The sequence below is a fragment of the Sphaerisporangium sp. NPDC049457 genome, from assembly GCF_055586705.1.
The window spans coordinates 121,641-139,099 of the sequence record NZ_JBVJHR010000001.1; the positions used below are offsets into that span (position 1 = coordinate 121,641).

General features: G+C 73.1%; 14 protein-coding genes. 9 read left to right on the forward strand and 5 right to left on the reverse strand.

Translation table 11 applies throughout. From position 1 onward, the window contains the following. The first annotated feature begins 348 nt into the window (after positions 1-348). On the forward strand, positions 349-1,020 hold the full coding sequence (locus ACZ6QO_RS00550; RefSeq protein ID WP_465846276.1) for an HAD family hydrolase: 672 nt from the start codon (positions 349-351) through the stop codon (positions 1,018-1,020). Here the strand turns inward: ACZ6QO_RS00550 and ACZ6QO_RS00555 are convergent, their stop codons facing one another. The 5 genes from ACZ6QO_RS00555 to ACZ6QO_RS00575 all read right to left on the reverse strand — a co-directional run bounded on the left by ACZ6QO_RS00555 (position 1,021) and on the right by ACZ6QO_RS00575 (position 7,422). Further along, on the reverse strand, positions 1,021-2,985 hold the full coding sequence (locus ACZ6QO_RS00555; RefSeq protein WP_465846278.1) for a sensor histidine kinase: 1,965 nt from the start codon (positions 2,983-2,985) through the stop codon (positions 1,021-1,023). A 79-nt stretch (positions 2,986-3,064) separates the two neighbouring features. Beyond that, on the reverse strand, positions 3,065-4,390 hold the full coding sequence (locus ACZ6QO_RS00560; protein ID WP_465846279.1) for an amidohydrolase family protein: 1,326 nt from the start codon (positions 4,388-4,390) through the stop codon (positions 3,065-3,067). Continuing rightward, entirely contained in the window at positions 4,378-5,199 is an 822-nt protein-coding gene (locus ACZ6QO_RS00565) for an energy-coupling factor transporter transmembrane component T family protein (protein WP_465846281.1), read from the reverse strand. The genes ACZ6QO_RS00560 and ACZ6QO_RS00565 overlap by 13 nt, the downstream gene beginning before the upstream one ends. Positions 5,200-5,203: 4 nt before the next feature. Next, entirely contained in the window at positions 5,204-5,767 is a 564-nt protein-coding gene (locus tag ACZ6QO_RS00570) for an ECF transporter S component (protein WP_465846283.1), read from the reverse strand. After that, complete coding sequence (locus ACZ6QO_RS00575) at positions 5,764-7,422, reverse strand: ABC transporter ATP-binding protein (protein ID WP_465846285.1); 1,659 nt, start codon at positions 7,420-7,422, stop codon at positions 5,764-5,766. Before ACZ6QO_RS00575 ends, ACZ6QO_RS00570 begins: the two co-directional genes overlap by 4 nt. Before the next feature lie 450 nt (positions 7,423-7,872). Here ACZ6QO_RS00575 and ACZ6QO_RS00580 point away from each other — a divergent pair, with 450 nt between their 5' ends. The 8 genes from ACZ6QO_RS00580 to ACZ6QO_RS00615 all read left to right on the forward strand — a co-directional run bounded on the left by ACZ6QO_RS00580 (position 7,873) and on the right by ACZ6QO_RS00615 (position 17,324). Continuing rightward, on the forward strand, positions 7,873-8,757 hold the full coding sequence (locus ACZ6QO_RS00580; protein ID WP_465846286.1) for a tyrosine-protein phosphatase: 885 nt from the start codon (positions 7,873-7,875) through the stop codon (positions 8,755-8,757). A gap of 156 nt (positions 8,758-8,913) precedes the next feature. After that, a complete protein-coding gene (locus ACZ6QO_RS00585) occupies positions 8,914-9,861 on the forward strand; it encodes an aldo/keto reductase (RefSeq protein WP_465846288.1) in 948 nt (315 codons plus the stop codon). Positions 9,862-10,439: 578 nt separating this feature from the next. Next, positions 10,440-11,846 carry an aspartate aminotransferase family protein gene (locus ACZ6QO_RS00590; RefSeq protein ID WP_465846289.1) on the forward strand — a complete coding sequence of 469 codons (1,407 nt, stop codon included), beginning with the start codon at positions 10,440-10,442 and terminating at the stop codon, positions 11,844-11,846. Then, on the forward strand, positions 11,843-12,958 hold the full coding sequence (locus tag ACZ6QO_RS00595) for an NAD-dependent epimerase/dehydratase family protein (RefSeq protein ID WP_465846290.1): 1,116 nt from the start codon (positions 11,843-11,845) through the stop codon (positions 12,956-12,958). The genes ACZ6QO_RS00590 and ACZ6QO_RS00595 overlap by 4 nt, the downstream gene beginning before the upstream one ends. A 22-nt stretch (positions 12,959-12,980) precedes the next feature. Beyond that, a complete protein-coding gene (locus ACZ6QO_RS00600) occupies positions 12,981-13,970 on the forward strand; it encodes a UbiA prenyltransferase family protein (RefSeq protein WP_465846292.1) in 990 nt (329 codons plus the stop codon). Then, a complete protein-coding gene (locus ACZ6QO_RS00605) occupies positions 13,967-15,184 on the forward strand; it encodes an endonuclease/exonuclease/phosphatase family protein (protein WP_465846294.1) in 1,218 nt (405 codons plus the stop codon). The genes ACZ6QO_RS00600 and ACZ6QO_RS00605 overlap by 4 nt, the downstream gene beginning before the upstream one ends. After that, complete coding sequence (locus ACZ6QO_RS00610; protein WP_465846295.1) at positions 15,181-16,218, forward strand: lysylphosphatidylglycerol synthase domain-containing protein; 1,038 nt, start codon at positions 15,181-15,183, stop codon at positions 16,216-16,218. The genes ACZ6QO_RS00605 and ACZ6QO_RS00610 overlap by 4 nt, the downstream gene beginning before the upstream one ends. Further along, complete coding sequence (locus ACZ6QO_RS00615) at positions 16,158-17,324, forward strand: glycosyltransferase family 4 protein (protein WP_465846297.1); 1,167 nt, start codon at positions 16,158-16,160, stop codon at positions 17,322-17,324. The genes ACZ6QO_RS00610 and ACZ6QO_RS00615 overlap by 61 nt, the downstream gene beginning before the upstream one ends. Positions 17,325-17,459: the final 135 nt, after the last annotated feature.

Below are 17,459 nucleotides of genomic sequence, written 5' to 3' on the forward strand. Positions count from 1 at the left end.
CGCTTCCTTTCGCCCCCCCCCCCTCCACCTCCACCAATGCGCAACAGATAGCACACTCTTCCCCCCCCCCCCCCCCCCCCCCCCCCCCCCACCGCGCGTCCACCGGCCGCGCCGTGTACGCCCTCCCGTCGTGCACGGCCTTCCGTCGTGCACGGCCTTCCGTCGTGCACGGCCTTCCGTCGTGCACGGCCTTCCGTCGTGCACGGCCTTCCGTCGTGCACGGCCTTCCGTCGTGTACAGCCTTCCGTCGTGCACGGCCTTCCGTCTTGTACGGCGCCGGGCCGCCGCGCTTTTCCCGCCGCGACGCGCGGCAAGTAGGGTCGGACACACGCATACGGGAGGAGTGTCGTGGTTCGCGTGCTGGTGTTCGACGTCGGAGAGACGCTGATCGACGAGACCCGCATCTGGTCGCGGTGGGCCGATCGGCTGGGGGTCCCGCGGTTGACCATGCTCGGCGTGCTCGGCGCGATGGCCGCGCTCGACCGCTCCTACCTCGACGCGTTCCAGATCGTCCGCCCCGGCGTCGACGTCGACGCAGAGACCGAGGCGTGGCGGCTCGACGAACCCGGGGGCCTGCGCGAGAACTTCGACGCCGACGACCTCTACCCCGACGTGCGGCCCGGCCTTGCGGCGCTGCGCGAGGCGGGGTACCGGCTGATCATCGCGGGCAACCAGCCGCCGCAGGCCTACGACGCCCTCGTCGCGATGGACCTGCCGGTCGACGCCGTCCACACCTCGGCGGGATGGGGCGTCAGCAAGCCGCACCCGGACTTCTTCGCCAAGGTGGCCGCGGTCGCCGGCCGCGCGCCCGGCGAGATCCTGTACGTCGGTGACCGGCTGGACAACGACGTGCTCCCGGCCCGCGCGGCCGGCATGCGCACCGCGCTGTTCCGCCGCGGCCCGTGGGGCCACCTGCACGCCGTCCGTCCCGAGGCCGCGGCCGCCGACACGATCATCGACGACCTCGGCCAGCTCGCCGCCGCCCTGGCCGAAGGCCGCATCGGCGGCCCGCGGCCCTGATCACATGCGGTGGCCGCCCGGCTCGGGAGCCGGGGCGTGCCGGGTCTCCTGCTCGTGGTCCGGGTCCGGGGGCAGGTCGTCGGCCGTGGTGATGATCAGGTCGTGCGGCAGCAGGACGACGGCGGTGGTGCCGCCGTAGGGGGAGCGGCGCAGCGTGACCTTGGCCTTGTGCCGCCGGGCGAGCTGGCTGACGACGAACAGGCCGAGCCGGTCGCTGTCGGCGAGGTCGAACTCCGGCGGGTTGGCCAGCCGGCGGTTGAGCTCGGCGCGGTCCTCCTCGCCCATGCCGAGCCCGCGGTCCTCCACCTCCACGGCGAAGCCGCGGCCGACCAGCTCTCCCCGGATGTTGACCCGGGTGCTCGGCGGGGAGAACACGGTGGCGTTCTCGATCAGCTCGGCGAGCATGTGGATCACGTCGGCCACGGCCGTGCCGACCAGCGAGGCGTCGGACATGGGCAGGACGGTGACCCGGGTGTAGTCCTCGACCTCCGCCACCGCTCCCCGGACGACGTCGTGCATCGGCACCGGCTTGCGCCAGGCACGGCCCGCGGGCGCGCCGGACAGGATGATCAGGCCCTCCGCCTGGCGGCGCATCCGGGTGGTCAGGTGGTCCAGCCGGAACAGGTCGGCCAGCGCGTCGGGCGCGCTCGTCTTGCGCTGCATGCCGTCGAGCTGGGTGAGCTGGCGGTGCAGCAGCGACTGGTTGCGCCGTGCCAGGTTGCGGAAGACCAGGCTGACCCCCTTGCGCAGCTCGGCCTGGCCGACGGCGGCCTCCACCGCGGTGCGGCGCACGGTCGTGAACGCCTGGGCGACGTCCTGCACCTCCATGGTGGTGCCGGTGACCAGGATCGGCGGCGCCTCGCTCTCGACGTCGACCGGCTGGCTGTCGCGCAGCTTGGCCACGACGCGCGGCAGCCGCACGTCCGCCAGGTCGATGGCCGCGCTGCGCAGGTGGGCCAGCTCCTGGGCGAGCCCGCGGCCGAAGCGGGCCGACAGCACCACGGCCAGCAGGATGGCGACGAGGCCGAGACCGGCGGCGGCCACGATCTGCGCGATGATGCCCGAGGCGGTGGCGTCGGTGCGGGTGTTGAGCAGTACGGCGCGGTCGGTGGCGAGCTGGTCGAGCCGGGAGCCCAGCGTGCCGGCGAGCGGCTGCCAGGCGGCCGCCTGCGCCGGCGGCCGGCCCTGCGAGCTCACCTGGTTCTCCATGGTGGTCAGCCGCTTGTAGTCGGCCGAGGCCACCAGTTCGTCGTAGGGCCGGCGCAGCTCGGGGTCGAGGGCCTCAAGGCCGCGGGCGAGCAGCAGGCGGCGTCCCGCCGCGATGTCGGCGAAGGTGTGCTGCTCCTCCTGGCTCAGCGAGTTCTGCTGGATGGCGCCCGACAGCAGGGCGTCCTCCTGGGACAGCAGCTCGCGGGACCTGACGATGGTCTGCAGCCCGTTCGACTTGCGGTAGAGCGTCAGGTCGGGCACGGTGACGAGCTGGTCGTACATCTGGTACAGCGCGTCCTGGATCTTCGTGTACTCCTGGATGGAGGCCAGGCGGTTCAGCGTGCGGCCGTCCACGTCCTCGCGCAGCACGCTCAGCCGGTGCAGCCGTCTTTCCAGCTCGGCCAGGCTCTGCACCACCTCGGGGCCGGTCGCCGTCTGCCCCTCCAGCGAGGTGGCCCGCTGGTGGAGCAGCGTCACGGCACGGTCGGTCTCCTCGCGCGCGGCCGACAGGCGCCCGCCGTCGGGCGCGGTGCCGCTCAGGTAGATGGCCGACATCTGGCGCTCCTGCTGCAGATGGGCGGCCAGCACCCCGGCCGGGGTGGCCACCTGGTCGAACAGCGTGACCGCCCTGCGCAGGTCGAAGAAGACGCCCACGAGGTGCCCGGTCATGATGGTCCAGAGCATGATGAGCGCGACGATCGGCAGGCTGAGCAGCGAATATAACTTGAACCGAATAGTGCGATTTTGAGAAGCCATGTCTCCGCGCCTTGCGTGGGGCCTACGTGAGGTCCTTCGGGGGGATGCCGCGCGCACTTTCGTGAAGATCGCAGCGAGGTTAACACCCATGGCGCCGCCTCGGGGCCGAGTTCGGCAGGTGCACCCAGGTGGCCTGGTCGCCGCCGGTCACCGTGGCGACGCATCTTCCCGCCCCGTCGTGGACCAGCGCCTGGTACGGGTCGCGCTCGCCGGCGTCCAGCGGGAAGACGGCGAAGTCGCACCGCGCGCCCTCCTCCAGGACGCCGATCCGGCCGGGGCCCGTGTGCAGGCCGAGCGCGCGGGCGCCGCCGGCGGTGGCGGCCTCCATCAGGCGGCGTGGCAGGTCCTGGCCCCGGTACCCCTGCCGCCGGGCGAGGGTGTGCAGCAGCCGCACGTCCTCCAGCAGGTCGAGCGACGGGCTGGAGGCCAGCGAGTCGGTGCCCACGGCGATCGGGCTGCCCTCCTCCAGCAGGGCCGCGACCGGCGGGCCCTCCAGGCCGAGCGTGCGGTTGGACCGCGGGCACAGCGCCACGCTCACCCCCCGCGCGCGCAGCAGCGACCGTTCCGTGGCGTCCAGGTGGACTCCGTGCGCGACGTGGCAGCGCGACCCGAGCAGGCCGAGGGTGTCCAGGAAGTCGACCGGCCCGTGGCCGGTGCCGCCCGCGCGGAGGATCTCGAAGTCGAACCCCAGGTCGCGCACCAGACGGGCGAGCGGCCCTGTGCCCGAGACGGTGTACTCGCGCTCGTGGGCCGACTCCAGCAGGTGGATGTGCTGGCGCAGGCCGAGCCTGCGGGCCAGGACGCCGAGGTCGGCCAGCACGCCGGTGTCCAGCGTGTAGGGAGCGTGCGGGGCGATGCCGATGATCCCCGCGCCCGTGGCGTCGCCGGCGCCGCGCAGCTCGCGCACCGTGGAGGTCAGGTGGTCGCGCCCGGTCTCGGCCCAGCTCGCGTCGGTGTCGCCGAGCACCTCCAGGTAGGAGATGCCGGCCAGTCCCGCCTGGTGCGACACGGGCATCGCCTCGATGTCGGTCACCACGTCCGCGACCGCCGTGGTGCCGTGGCGCAGGGCGAGCCGCGCCCCCTCCCGCGCGCTGGCCGCCCAGTCGGCCCCGCCGGAGGAGAAGTAGACCGCGTCGAAGGTGTTCGACCACTCCTCGAAGGAGCCGTACACCCGCGCCCCCACCTTGGCCATGCGGGTGAACTGCAGGTGGGTGTGCGCGTTGACCAGCCCCGCCACCACCATGCCCGGCCAGCGCAGCTCCTGCCCGCCGGGGTGGTCGGTCAGGATCTCCCGCCGGTGGCCGACCGCGAGCACCCGGCCGTCCCGCACGGCGACGGCGCCGTCGCGGATCGGCGGGCGGGATATGGGGAGCAGGAGCGGCGCCGAGTGGATCACGGCACCCATACGGCGTCCGTCAGGCCGAGGATCTTGGCGGCGACCATGACCGCCGTCATCGCGGCGAAGCCCGCGAGGATCAGCAGGTCGGCGCGGTCGAACGCCAGCTCGCGCATCCAGGTGCGGTGCCGCCCGCCGAACCCCCGCAGGTCCATGGCGTTCACCGTGTCCTCCGCGTCGATCAGCGCGTTCACCGTCAGCGGGATGACCACCGGCCGCAGCGACAGCAGCCGCTTGACCGGGTTGCGGCTGCGGGAGTGCTCGTACCCCCGTATGCGCTGGGCGTCCATGGTCTCGTGCAGGCTCGCCCAGGTGGAGGGCAGGAAGCGGAAGGTGAGGTCCACCCCGTAGGCGAGCCGCTGCGACAGCCCGAGCCGCGCGAACGCCACCCCGAGGTCCGAGGGCGCGATGTTGAACGCCACCGGGAAGCTGACCATGGCCAGCGAGATGTAGCGCACCAGGACGGTGGCCGCGTACGACAGGGTGGCCAGGGTGATCGGGGTGTGGGTGAGCGGGGCGGTGAACAGCACCTCGCCGTTCCCGCCGCCGCGGCTGATGGACGAGGTCAGGATGCTGTTCACCACGACCAGGATCGTGGTGAGGGTCAGCATGAACGCCCAGTTGGCCCGCACACCGCGCCACGGGATGCCCGCGGCGCGGTAGTAGACCAGGGCGGCCAGGGTGCACGCGAGGACGGCGCGCAGGTCGTCGACCCCCGCCACGGCCACGATGTAGAGCACGGGGACCAGCAGGAGCACCCGCGGATCGCGGCGGCTCAGGAAAGAACCCGCGCCCAGATAGCGCGGCGTGACGTCCACCTGGTTACCGTCCGGTCCGCTTGGACAACGGCTCCCAGATCGCGTCCAGCGCCGGGGTGAGGATGACGACGGCGATGGCGTCGGCGATCAGCGCGGGGATGTAGTTGATCGAGATGACGGTCGTCACGTCGATGTTCTGCACCCAGATGTCGGTGAACACGAACAGCAGGCCGATGGCGGTGGCCAGCACCGCGCCGAGGGCGGTGACGACCAGGCGCAGCGCCTCGCCGGCGATGGGCGGCAGGTAGGCGAAGAACAGGCCGGCGATCGCGCCGACCAGCCCGTTGGCGACGCTCCAGTTCCAGTACGTCAGGCCGTAGCCGGAGATCAGGTCGATGATGGCGTTGCCGACCAGGCCGACGAAGAAGCCGGCGATGACGCCGAACCGCTTGCCGAAGAACGGCACCAGGGCGAAGGCGGGGCGGACCGTGACCGCCTGCGTGCCGGGGATCAGGAAGCTGAACAGGCCGAGCACGCCGTACAGCGCCGCGCCGACCGCGCCGAACACGACGGTCCGGGAGGAGAGGGATAAGACGGGCTCTCGGGGAGTGGTTGCGTCTGTGCTCATGAGGGGGTGGTTCCTTCCTTCGGGGAAGAGGTGGAAGGGGCGAGAAGGGCGACGCGGCGGGCCAGGTCGAACGGATGAGGGACGGGCCCCGCGTCGGGCAGGTGGTCGCGGACCGCGCGCGCCAGGCTGGTGGCCGCCAGGCCGTCCCGCGACCAGACGCCGCCCTCCCTGGCGAGCTCGGCCGGGGAGGCGTCCGCGGCGATGCCGCCCTCGTCCACGACGATGATCCGGTCGGCGTGGGTCAGGGCGAGGTCGACGTCGTGGGTGATGAAGTACACGCTCTCGATGCTCGGCACGGCCAGGGCGTGCGCCATGAACTCGGTCGTGGTCCGCAGGTCCTGACCGGCGGTGGGCTCGTCCAGGATCAGCGTGCGCGGTCGCATCGCGAGGGCGAGGGCCACGGTGAGGCGGCGCTGCTGGCCGAACGACAGCGTGCGCGGCGGCCGGTCCATGACGTCCTTCTCGTCGTCCAGCAGCACGGCCCGCAGCGCCTCGCGCGACCGGACGGCGATCTCCTCGGGGGCGTGGCCGAGGTTGCGCGGGCCGAACGCCAGCTCCTGGCCGACGGTCGCGCTGAACAGGGCCTGGCCGGGATTCTGGAACACGTACCCGAAGGTGGTGGCCAGGTCGGCCACCGAACGCGCGGCGATGGGGGCGCCGTCGACCAGCACCTCGCCGCGCGAGGCGGCGATCAGCGCCACGGCGGCGCGCAGCAGCGTCGACTTGCCGGCGCCGTTCGGGCCGAGGACGGCCACCCGCTCGCCGGGGCCGAGGGCGAGGTCGACGCCCGACAGCACGGTGCGGTCGGCGTACCCGAGGCTCACCCCGCGGTATTCGAGCCGCGGCGTGGTGGTCGCGGGGACGCGCGCGGCCGGTGCGGGCACGGCGGGCAGCTCGGCGGCGCGGGAGACGAGGGTGGAGAACGGCAGCTTGACGTGCCCGACGGGGGCCACGCGGAGGAACTCCTCGGCCGGGCCCTGGAAGCGGGGCGCGCCGTCCTCCAGGTAGAGCACCTCGGTGGGGGAGAACTCCAGGATCTCCTCGACGCGGTGCTCGACGACGACGACGGCGCCGCCCTCGTCGGCGAACCTGCGCAGTTCGCGCATCAGGCGCAGTCCGGCCGCCGGGTCGAGGTTGGCCAGCGGCTCGTCCACGACGACGACCTTCGGCCGCATCGCCAGCACGCCGGCGAAGGCGACCATCTGCAGCTCGCCGCCGCTGAGCGCGGCGGTCGCGCGGTCGAGCAGGTGGTCGATGCCGACGCGACCGGCCACCTCGGCGATGCGCTCGCGGATCTCGGCGCGGGGCAGGCCGAGGTTCTCCGGGCCGAAGGCGATCTCGGCGGCCACGGTGGTGCCGACGATCTGCTTGCGCGGATCCTGGAGCATCGTGCCGACGACGGTGGACAGTTCACGTATGGTGCGCCCGGTGACGGGCAGGCCGCCGACGAGGACCTCGCCGGTCACCTCGGCCCGGTAGGAGTGCGGGATGAGGCCGTTGAGCAGGCGGAGCAGCGTGCTCTTGCCGCATCCCGACGGGCCGCTGACCAGCGTCAGGTCACCGGGGCCGACGGTGAGGCCGGTCGCCTTGAGTGCGGTCTGACCGGTCGAGAGGTACCGGACGCTCGCGTCCCGGACCTCGATGAGCGCGGTCATGACGGATGCCTCGTCTCCTTCCGGCTCTCCGGGCGCCGGTCAGCGCGTGCCGGATCTCGGTCCAGAGGAGATTAAAGGGGAGATGCATTGTCTTGCGCAATTACCGGTGAAAGGCCGTGATTCGATGTGCTGGCCGAATCATAGAGTTTCGGGCAGTTGGATTACGTGCGCGGAAACCGGGGCCGCTGGGCGGTTACGGGACGGTTTCCATTACGGACGATCAGCATGTTTCTGGGTTTATTACGAACTATGGGATGTTTCGGCGGATATCCCGCAGGCGGCCGAGAGTGGCAGGTGGGCGCCGGCTCGCCGAGCCTCGTCGACGCCCGCGCGGAAGACGCGCTCCACCTCGTGCGCCCGTCCGCTCGGCGCCTCGATGGGCGGCAGGGCCGGCTTCCGCCCCTGCCGCCTCCTTCGCACGGACATATAGCGCATATAGGGTTGGATGTGATGAATGATCTAACGAGGTGGATAGCTCTTGACGGCGCCGTGAACGTGCGAGACCTCGGAGGTCTGCCCACGCTCGACGGCCGGACGACGAGGTTCGGGCGGGTGATGCGCTCGGACAACCTCCAGGGACTCACGGAAGCCGACGTGCGCAGGCTCGTGGGGGGACTGAGGCTGCGCGACGTGGTGGACCTGCGCTCCCACGCCGAGGTCGAGCTGGAAGGCCCCGGCCCGCTGATCGGGGTGCCCGAGGTGAGCATCCACCATCTCACCCTGTTCCCCGAGGGCGGCCGCCACACCGACGTCGAAGCCGACACCCCCGCGCCGGCGCCGGGCGCGGGGAACGGGCAGATAGGGGGGAACGGGCAGGGTGCGGGAAACGGGCGGCGCGGCCGCGCGCGTCCCCGCATCGAGGGCGACCGCGTGCTGCCCTGGCAGACCAGGAACGAGCAGCGCGCCGAGGTCAGGGTGCTCGGTTTCTACTACGCCTACCTGCTCGACCGGCCGGACTCGGTGCTCGCCGCCCTGCGCGTCCTCGCGTACGGCGACGGCGCGGCCGTCGTCCACTGCGCGGCCGGCAAGGACCGCACCGGAGTGGTGTGCGCCCTGACGCTGTCGGTGGCAGGGGTGACCCGCGAGGCTATCGTGGCCGACTACGCGGCGACCGGCGACCGCATGGAGGCCGTCCTCGCCCGCCTGCGCGCCAGCGACACCTACCGCGACGACCTGGACTCCCGCCCGGCCGACAGCCACCTGCCCCGCCCGGAGTACATGGACCACTTCCTGCGGATGCTGGAGACCAGGGACGACGGCCCGCTCGGCTGGCTGGCCCGCAACGGCTGGACCCCCGAGGAGGCCGCCGCCCTGCGCTCGCGCCTGCTCGACTGAGGCGCGCGCCACGGCTTTGTACCCCCGGCCGTTCGCGCTGCTCAGGGCCCGATCGCCGCGGCGCGGGCCTGTTTCGTCGATCGACATCCCCGGCATGGGCTGACAGACTCGCCTGACGAACCTGACTTCGAGTCACGACCGAGTGAGGAGCGTCTCATGCCGCAGGTGAACCTGGCGCTGGGAACGATGTACTTCGGCACCCGCCTCGACGAGCAGGGCTCGTTCGAGCTGCTGGACCGCTTCGTGGCGGCCGGCGGCACGCTGGTCGACACGGCCGACTGCTACTCGTTCTGGGCGGACCCCAGTGGCTTCGGCGGGCAGAGCGAGCGGATGGTCGGCGCCTGGCTGGCGGCCCGTCCCGGCGCGCGCGACCGGGTGTCCATCAGCACGAAGGTGGGCGCGGAGCCCTCGGACGGAGGTGACTGGCCCGCCAACCGCGAAGGCCTCTCCGCGCCGGCGATCAAGAGGGCGGCCGAGGGCAGCCTGCGGCGCCTGGGCGTCGAGCGGGTCGACATGCTGTGGGCCCACATGGAGGACCGATCGGTCGAGCTGGAGGAGACCGCGCGGGCGTTCGCCGAGCTGGTGGAGTCCGGGGCGGCCGGCCGGCTCGGGGCGTCGAACCACGCCGTCTGGCGCGTGGAGCGCGCCCGGCGCATCGCCGAGGACCACGGCTGGGCGCGGTACACGGCGCTGCAACTGCGCCACTCCTACCTGCGGCCGCGGCCGGACTCGCAGGTGCCCGACCAGAACCACCGCTTCGGGTGGGTGACGGAAGAGGTCCTGGACTACGTGGACGGCCACGCGGACATGGAGCTGTGGGGCTACACCACCCTGCTGAACGGCTACTACGCCCGTGACGACCGGCCCCTGCCGAAGGCGTACGACCATCCCGGCAGGGCGCTTCGCATGGCGGCGCTGTCGGAGGTGGCCGCGGAACTCGGCGTCACGCGCAACCAGGTGGTGCTGGCATGGCTCACCGGCGGCACGCCGGCCGTCACGCCGGTCGTGGGGGTCAGCAGCGTGAGCCAGCTCGACGAGGCGCTGGCCGGGGTGGCGCTGGTGCTGCCCGAGGAGCACCGCCGCAGACTGGACGAGGCCGGCTGACCCTCGCCGGCGTTCCCGGACGGCCACTCCCGCGCGCGGGGGTGGCCGTTCGCGTTCTCCCACCCGCGCGGGAGGTGGTTCTCCCACCTCGGCGTCCTGGACGACGTGGCCCGTTCTCCCACCCGCGCGGGGGGGGTGACCGTTCGGGCATGCCCGGACGGGGCGCGCGCGGAAGGCCGTACGGGCAGGCCCGCCGGGGTCCCCATGAGGAGGGAATGGGGAGGTCCATCGGGCGGGCGTTCGCCTCTCCCGCTTCCCCGCGCCCACGGGTGATGCTTTTCCGTGGCTGGAAAAAGCATCGACAGATCATCTGTGCAGTGACCGACCCCGGCGCGGAGGTGGAGATCATGCGAGACCACCGGCCGCGCCGCCCGCGCCCGACGCGCCGGCCGATGGACACGGCGCGTCCGCGCGTCCGCGGTAGGTCCTGACCCCCTGACAGGTCTCCCCGGCCTCGGCGCCGGACCGGGATGCACCAGCATGCCCGGCTTCGTCACGCCCGCTCCCGGCCGCCTCCGGCGGTGCGGGCCATGCCGTGCGCGTCGCGCCGGCCGTGCGGCGACCACAGAGAGGAAGACATGTCCGAACTCCTTTCCGTCGAACAGGCCGAACAACTGGACATGAGCCAGGTGCACGAGATGTACCGGCGGTACGTCAACCGCAGCCAGGTGTCGCTGATGACCTCCTTCGGCTTCGGCCGGGAGATGGTCGACCACGCCGAGGGCGCCTATCTGTACCTGCGGGACGGCCGCCGGGTGCTGGACGTGACCGGCGGGGTCGGCGTCCTCAACCATGGCCACAACCACCCGCGCATCCTCGCCGCGCGCACCCGCTTCCAGGAGCGGCGGCGCATGGAGGTGCACAAGACCTATTTCTCCCCCTACCTGGCGGCGCTGGGGAACAACCTGGCCGAGGTGCTGCCGGGCGACCTGAACATGTCGTTCTTCCCCAACTCCGGAGCCGAGGCGGTGGAGGGCGCGGTCAAGCTGGCGTACAAGTACCACCGCGGCCGGCGCGGCACGGTCCTGCGCTCGGACATCAGCTTCCACGGCAAGCTGCTCGGCTCGGGCGGCCTCACCGGCAGCACCCAGAACCGGACCGCCTTCCCCACGATCCCCGGCATCGCGACCTTCCGCTACGACGACCTCGACTCGGTGCGCGCGGCGGTGCGGGCGCACAAGGGGGACGTGTACGCCCTGCTCATCGAGCCGTTCAGCGCCTCGACGATGCGGTGGTGCTCCGAGGAGTTCCTGCGCGGCGTCCGGGAGATCTGCACGGAGAACGACATCGTGCTGCTCTTCGACGAGATCTACACCGGGTGGGGCAAGACCGGCACGCTGTTCTACTTCATGCGCTACCCCGATCTCATCCCCGACGTGCTGACGACCTCGAAGTCCTTCGGCGGCGGCAAATCCTCGATCTCGGCCTTCGTCGCCCGCGAGCCGCTGTTCCGCAAGGCGTACGACAACATGGCGGACGCGCTGATCCAGAGCACCAGCACCACGTACTACGGGTTCGGCGAAGAGGCGGCCACCGCGATCGAGGCGGTCAACATCGCGGTGCAGGACGACTACCCCGCCCGCGCCCGCGCGCTGGACCGGGTGCTGCGCCCTGGGCTGGAACGCCTGCACAAGACCTACCCCGACGAGATCTCCGACGTCGCCGGCTGCGGCGCGCTGTGGGGGGTGTTCCTGTCCGGCGGTCCGAAGATCCTCGACCTCGCCGGACGGCTGCCTCCGCTGAAGGACCCGATGCTGCGCACCAAGCTGATCGCCTGCTCGGTGATCGACGCGCTCTACCGGGACCACGACATCTACGCCTACTACACGCTCAACGGCAGCAGTCCCATGGTGATCGCGCCACCGCTGGTGGCCGAGCCGGCGGAGATGGAACACGTCCTCACGGCGCTGGACGCGACCCTCGCGCAGGGCATGCCGCGCCTGCTGTCCCGGTTCCTGCGACAGAAGGTGAGCTCGCTTTGGTGAACACCGGCTTTCCCGGCGGCGTCGCCGCCGGCCCGCTTACCGGCTCCGCCGCCCGGGAGACGATCGTGCCCGGCCGGGTCGCCGTGACCGGCGCCGCCGGCATCCTGGGATCGAACCTGGTGTCCCGGCTGCTGGACGGCGGAGGCGAGGTGACCGGCGTCGACCTCCGCGAGCTCCGTGAGCCCGCCGCCGCGCCGGGGCTGACCTCGCACGCCGCCGACGTCCGCGACGTCCGGGCCATGGTGCGGGCGTTCTCCGGGGCCCGGATGGTGGTGCACTGCGCGGCGGCGCTGCCCAGTTACCCCGCCGAGCAGATCAGGTCGATCATCGTGGACGGCACCCGCTCGGTGCTGGACGCCGCCCGGCAGGCGGACGTGGAGCGGGTCGTGCACATCTCCTCCACCGCCGTGTACGGGCTGCCGAAGACCGTGCCGACCACCGAGGAGCATCCTCGCGAACCGGTGGACACCTACAGCGCGGCCAAGGCCGAGGCGGAAGAGGTGGTGGACGAGCACCGCGCCGACGGGATGTGCGTGAGCGTGCTGCGCCCCAAGACCTTCCTCGGGCCCGGCCGCATGGGCCTGTTCTCGATGCTGTTCGAATGGGCCGAGGAGGGGCGCAACTTCCCCGTGCTGGGCCGGGGCGACGTCCGCATCCAGATGCTCGGGCTGGACGACCTGGTCGACGCGGTCACCACGGTCCTCGCGGCGCCCGCCGAGCTGGCCGGCGACACCTACAACCTGGGCGCGGCCCGGTTCGAGACGATCCGCGAGGACTTCCAGGCGGTGCTCGACGCGGCCGGCCACGGCGGGCGCGTGGTGTCGGTCCCGGCGCGCACGGCGGTGCGGGTGCTGGCGGCGCTGGAGAGCCGCGGCTGGTCCCCGGTGTACGGCCGGCTGCTGCACAAGCTGCTGGCCGACTCCTACGTGAGCATCGACAAGGCGCGCGAGCGGCTCGGCTTCACGCCGAGGCTGTCCAACCAGGACGCGATCTTGTCCACCTACCGCTGGTGGCGCGAGCACCGTCATGACGCCGCGGCCGGGAGCGCCGGCCGCACCAGCCGCGAACCGTGGCGCCAGGGTGCGCTGGCGCTCGCCAAGGTCCTCTTCTGACCCGCCCTTCCGGAGGTGAGATGTGTCAGGCACTTCGTTAGGGCTGCCACCGCCGCCCGCCACGGTCCCCTCGGACCGGCGCGGCCGCCCGCCGGGCGCGCGTCCCCGCGACCTGCTGGCCCTGCTCCGGCCCCACCAGTGGGCCAAGAACCTTCTCGTGGTGCCGTTGCCGCTGGTGGACCCGGCGGTGTGGCGGTGGACGTCGGCCGCGAACCTGCTGCTCGCCGTGGTGGTGTTCATCCTGGCGTCGTCGCTGGTGTACGTCGGCAACGACATCGCCGACCGGGAGCGGGACCGCCGCCACCCGGTCAAGCGCCACCGCCCGATCGCGGCCGGCCGGGTGTCGGTCGAGGCGGCGGCCGTGCTCGGGGGAGCGCTGCTGGCGGCGCTGGTCGCGGCGCTGGTGCTGGCGGCGCCCGGGCTCGCCGCGCCGGTCCTGATCTACCTGACGCTGAACGTGCTGTACAGCGTCCGTCTCAAGCACGTGCCGCTGGTCGACATGTTCATCGTGGTCGGCGGCTTCGAGGCCCGCGTCGTCGCCGGGTACCTGGCGGTGGGCTCGGTGCCCTCGGCCTGGCTGCTGCTGTGCCTGTTCTTCCTGTGCATGACCCTGATCCTCGGCAAGCGGCGCAGAGAGCTGGACGACGCGGGCGCGGCGCACCGGCCGTCACTCGCGGGGTACTCCTCCGGCCTGCTCGACCAGATGCTGACCATCAGCGCGGGCCTGACCACGGTGGTGTTCCTGCTGTTCCTCAGCCGGGGCACCGGAGGGACACCCGCGGGCGGCCTGTCCGAGAGCGCGGCGCTGCTGTCGATGGCGCCGCTCGGGCTGTTCGGGCTGTTCCGGTACATGCAGATGCTCGCGTTGCGCGGCACGGGCGGAGACCCCGTCCGGGCGCTGCTGCGCGACCGGGCGATCCTGGTCACCGGGGCCCTGTGCGCCGTGGTGCTGGTGACGCTGGCGCTGCTCGCCCGGCTGGGCGTGATCAGCGGCGCGGGGTGGCCATCGTGACGGCCGTCACCGGCTCCCCGGGCGGCCGCGGCGCCGGACACCCCGTCACGGCGACCGGGCCGGCCGGGGTCCCCGGGGCGTCCGGGGTCCCCGGGACGCCGCAGGGCACCCGGCCTCGGGCGCGCTGGTGCCTCGGGACGCGGCTGGTCGTGGCGGCGACGATGGCCTGGGCGGCGTTCCTCGTGGCGCACGCCCTGCTTAGCGGGCGGTGGTGGCTCTGGCTGCCGGCCGAGCTCATCCCGCCGATCGCCCTGCCGGCCGTTCCGCTGGCCCTGCTACTGCTCACCCCGCTGGCGGCGCGGCCCGTCCGGCTGCCCATCGCGACGGTGCAGGTCATGGCCCTGCTGCTCGGCGCCGCCCTGTCGGGCGTCACCCTGCCCGGCGCCTCCCCGGCCGCGCGCGCCTCCGGCGCGGCCGGGCCGGCGGGCACGGTGAAGGTGTTCTCCTGGAACACCGGCTACTGGCACCAGGGGGAGGACCCCCGGGCGTTCTACGCCTACCTGCGGGCCCAGCACGCCGACGTGTACCTGCTGCAGGAGTACCTCAACTTCGGCGACGACCCGATCAGGATCGACGACCTGCGGCGGGTGCGGGAGGCGTTCCCCGGCTACCACGTCGTGGCGGCGAGCGAGCTGATCACCATCTCGCGGCTGCCCGTCGTGGCGTCGCACCCGGTGGACGCCTCGGCCCTGATGTCGCCGGCGGACGGCAGCGCCCCGCCGCCCGGGGCGCCGTGGCGCGACTACTACACGACCAAGGCGCTGAGGATCGACCTCCGCGTGGGCGGCGCGGTGGTGTCGTTCTACAACGTCCACCTGGCCGTGCAGGTGGACATCCGGCGCGGACCGCTGTCGGCGGGGTTCTACCGGGTGGTCCACGACCAGTACGGCCGCAGACGGGCCGAGCTGCGCACGCTGAGGGCCGAGGTGTCGGGCAACGCCCGCCCGTCGGTGGTCGCGGGCGACTTCAACTCCACCTCGGCGATGCGCGACCTGCGCGGCATGTGCGCGGTGGCGAGCTGCCAGGACCCCGCCTCCCCGGCGCCGCTGCCGCTGAGCTGGCCGGTCCAGGGCCTCGGCCCGGTGCCGTGGCCGCTGTGGCGGCTGGACTGGGTGATGTCGCGCGGCGGGGCGCGGGTGGACGGCTACCGGTTCGTCGGCCCGGCGGGGCTGTCGGACCACATGGGGCAGGCGTTCTCGGTGGCGGTCGCATGATGGCCCGCCGGCTCCGCAGGGCCGCGACGGCCGCGGCGGCGCTGATCGTGGCCGCGTTCGTGGTGCTCGCGCTCAGGGACCAGCCCTGGTCGTCGCTGGCGCGGCTGGCCGAGCCGCGGGCGCTGTGGCTGATCGCGGCCGCGGTGGTCACCAACGCCGCGGGCCTGTGGTTCGGCATGCTGGCCTGGCGGGCGCTGGCCGCCGGGTTCGGGTCCCGGGCCGGCCTGTGGGACGCGGCGCGGGTGTTCTTCGTCGGCTTCCTGGCCAAGTTCGTGCCCGGCCGGGTCTGGACGCTGCTGGCCAACCTCCGCATGGGCGGCAGGCTGGGGCTGTCCGCGTCCCGGATGGCGACGCTGTACGTGCTCAACCTCGCCGTCACCTCGCTCACCGGCGTGATGACCGGCCTGGTGGCCGCGCCCGCCCTGTTCGGCGGCGACGGCGCATCCGGCGTGCCGGGGCTTCCGGGCGCCCCGGCCCTGTGGCCGGCGGTGATGGCGATGGCGGCCGTGCCGGTCGTGGCGTGCTTCGTCCGGCCGGGCCTGGCGCACCGCCTGGCGGGCGCGGCCGCGCGGCTGCTGCGCCGTCCGGAGCCGGCCACCCGGGCGCCCGACGCGAGCGTGCGGTGGGCGATCGCCCTCCAGACCATGTCGTGGCTGCTGTCGGGCGTGCAGCTGTGGCTGCTGGCCGTCGCGCTCGGCGCCTCGCCGGCGGCGTCGCTGCCGGTGTGCGTCGGCGCGTTCGGGGTGGCCGCGGTCCTCGGCTATCTCATGGTCCTGGTGCCCGACGGCCTCGGCGTCCGCGAGGCGGTGCTGCTGGTGGCGCTGACCTCGGTGCTGCCGCTGCCCGCCGCCGGCGTCGCGGTGATGGCGAGTCGGCTGCTGTGCACGGTGACGGAGATCGCCGTGGCCGGCTCCGCCCTGCTGGTCGCACAACTACGCATCTACCTATACCAACGTCAACAAGAGGGGTCATCGTGGCCGATTTCGACCTCGCAGTCGTCCTCAACTACTACTCGCCCTACGTCAGTGGGCTGACCGACTCGGCGCGCGCGATCGCCGAGGGCCTCGCCGGACGGGGGTGGCGCGTGGCGGTGGTGGCCGCGCAGCACGACCGGTCGCTGCCGCGCCGGGAGAACCGCGCGGGAGTGGAGATCTTCCGCTGCCCGGTGATGGCGACGATCAGCCGGGGTCCGGTGAGCGCGTCGCTCCCGTTCGTGGCGGCCCGGGTCGCCCGGGCGTCCTCGGTGGCGAACCTGCACATTCCCATGCTGGAGGCCGGGCCCATCGCCCGGCTGTGCGCCCCGACGCCCGTGGTGACCACCTACCACATCGACCTGTGGCTGCGGCCGAGCGCGATGAGCCGTGCGGTGATCGGCGGGGTGGACGCCTCCGCGCGGCTGGCGATGCGCAACTCCGCCGCGGTGGTCACCAACAGCGACGACCAGGCCAGGCACTCGCGGCTGTGGCCGTCGCTCCGGCGCACCGACCTGCGGGCGATCCCCGCGCCCTGCCATGACCGCGGCGGCGGCCGCCCGTCCTTCCGCGAGGGACCCGGCCTGCATGTCGGGTTCGCCGGCCGCATCGCCGCGGAGAAGGGCCTGGGGTACCTGGTGCGGGCCTTCCGCGCGCTGCCCGACCCCGACGCGCGGTTGCTGCTGGCCGGCGACCACGAGAAGGTGGCCGGGGGCAGCGACATCGACCGGGTCAGGGAGGCCATCGGCGACGACCGGCGGGTACGGCTGCTCGGCCTGCTGGACGGCGCGCGGATGCGGGACTTCTACGCCTCCATCGACGTGTTCGCCCTTCCCTCGATCTCGGAGTCGTTCGGCATCGTCCAGGCCGAGGCGATGATGACGGGGGTGCCCTCCGTCACCACGGACATCCCCGGCGGGCGGTTCCCGGTGACCTCCACCGGCTTCGGGCGCCTCGTGCCGCCCGGCGACCCGGCGGCGATCACCGAGGCGATCGGCGAGCTTCGCGCCATGTCGCCGGAACGCCGCGCCGCCGGGGCGCGGAAGGCGCGCGCCGCGTTCGGCCTGGAGTCCTGCCTCGACGCCTACGAGGAGCTGTTCCGCGAGCTCGGAGCCCGGCGCCGGACGGCGGGGCGGCCCCGGGGACGCACGCTCAAGAAGACCGCCTGACGCCGCCGGCCGCCCCGCCCGGCGGCCAGGACGCTGCTCGTCGCCCACCGCGACACCCGCCCGTCCGCTCACCCGCCCGTCCGCTCACCCGCCCGATCGCTCACCCGTCCGCCCGACCGACCGCCGGAGGAACAC

Excerpts from the sequence above, each read along its gene's own strand:
- ACZ6QO_RS00555 (WP_465846278.1), bottom strand. The coding sequence starts at position 2,985 with ATGGCTTCTCAAAATCGCACTATTCGGTTCAAGTTATATTCGCTGCTC.
- ACZ6QO_RS00560 (WP_465846279.1), bottom strand. The coding sequence starts at position 4,390 with ATGGGTGCCGTGATCCACTCGGCGCCGCTCCTGCTCCCCATATCCCGC.
- ACZ6QO_RS00570 (WP_465846283.1), bottom strand. The coding sequence starts at position 5,767 with ATGAGCACAGACGCAACCACTCCCCGAGAGCCCGTCTTATCCCTCTCC.
- ACZ6QO_RS00575 (WP_465846285.1), bottom strand. The coding sequence starts at position 7,422 with ATGACCGCGCTCATCGAGGTCCGGGACGCGAGCGTCCGGTACCTCTCG.
- ACZ6QO_RS00580 (WP_465846286.1), top strand. The coding sequence starts at position 7,873 with ATGAATGATCTAACGAGGTGGATAGCTCTTGACGGCGCCGTGAACGTG.
- ACZ6QO_RS00585 (WP_465846288.1), top strand. The coding sequence starts at position 8,914 with ATGCCGCAGGTGAACCTGGCGCTGGGAACGATGTACTTCGGCACCCGC.
- ACZ6QO_RS00590 (WP_465846289.1), top strand. The coding sequence starts at position 10,440 with ATGTCCGAACTCCTTTCCGTCGAACAGGCCGAACAACTGGACATGAGC.
- ACZ6QO_RS00610 (WP_465846295.1), top strand. The coding sequence starts at position 15,181 with ATGATGGCCCGCCGGCTCCGCAGGGCCGCGACGGCCGCGGCGGCGCTG.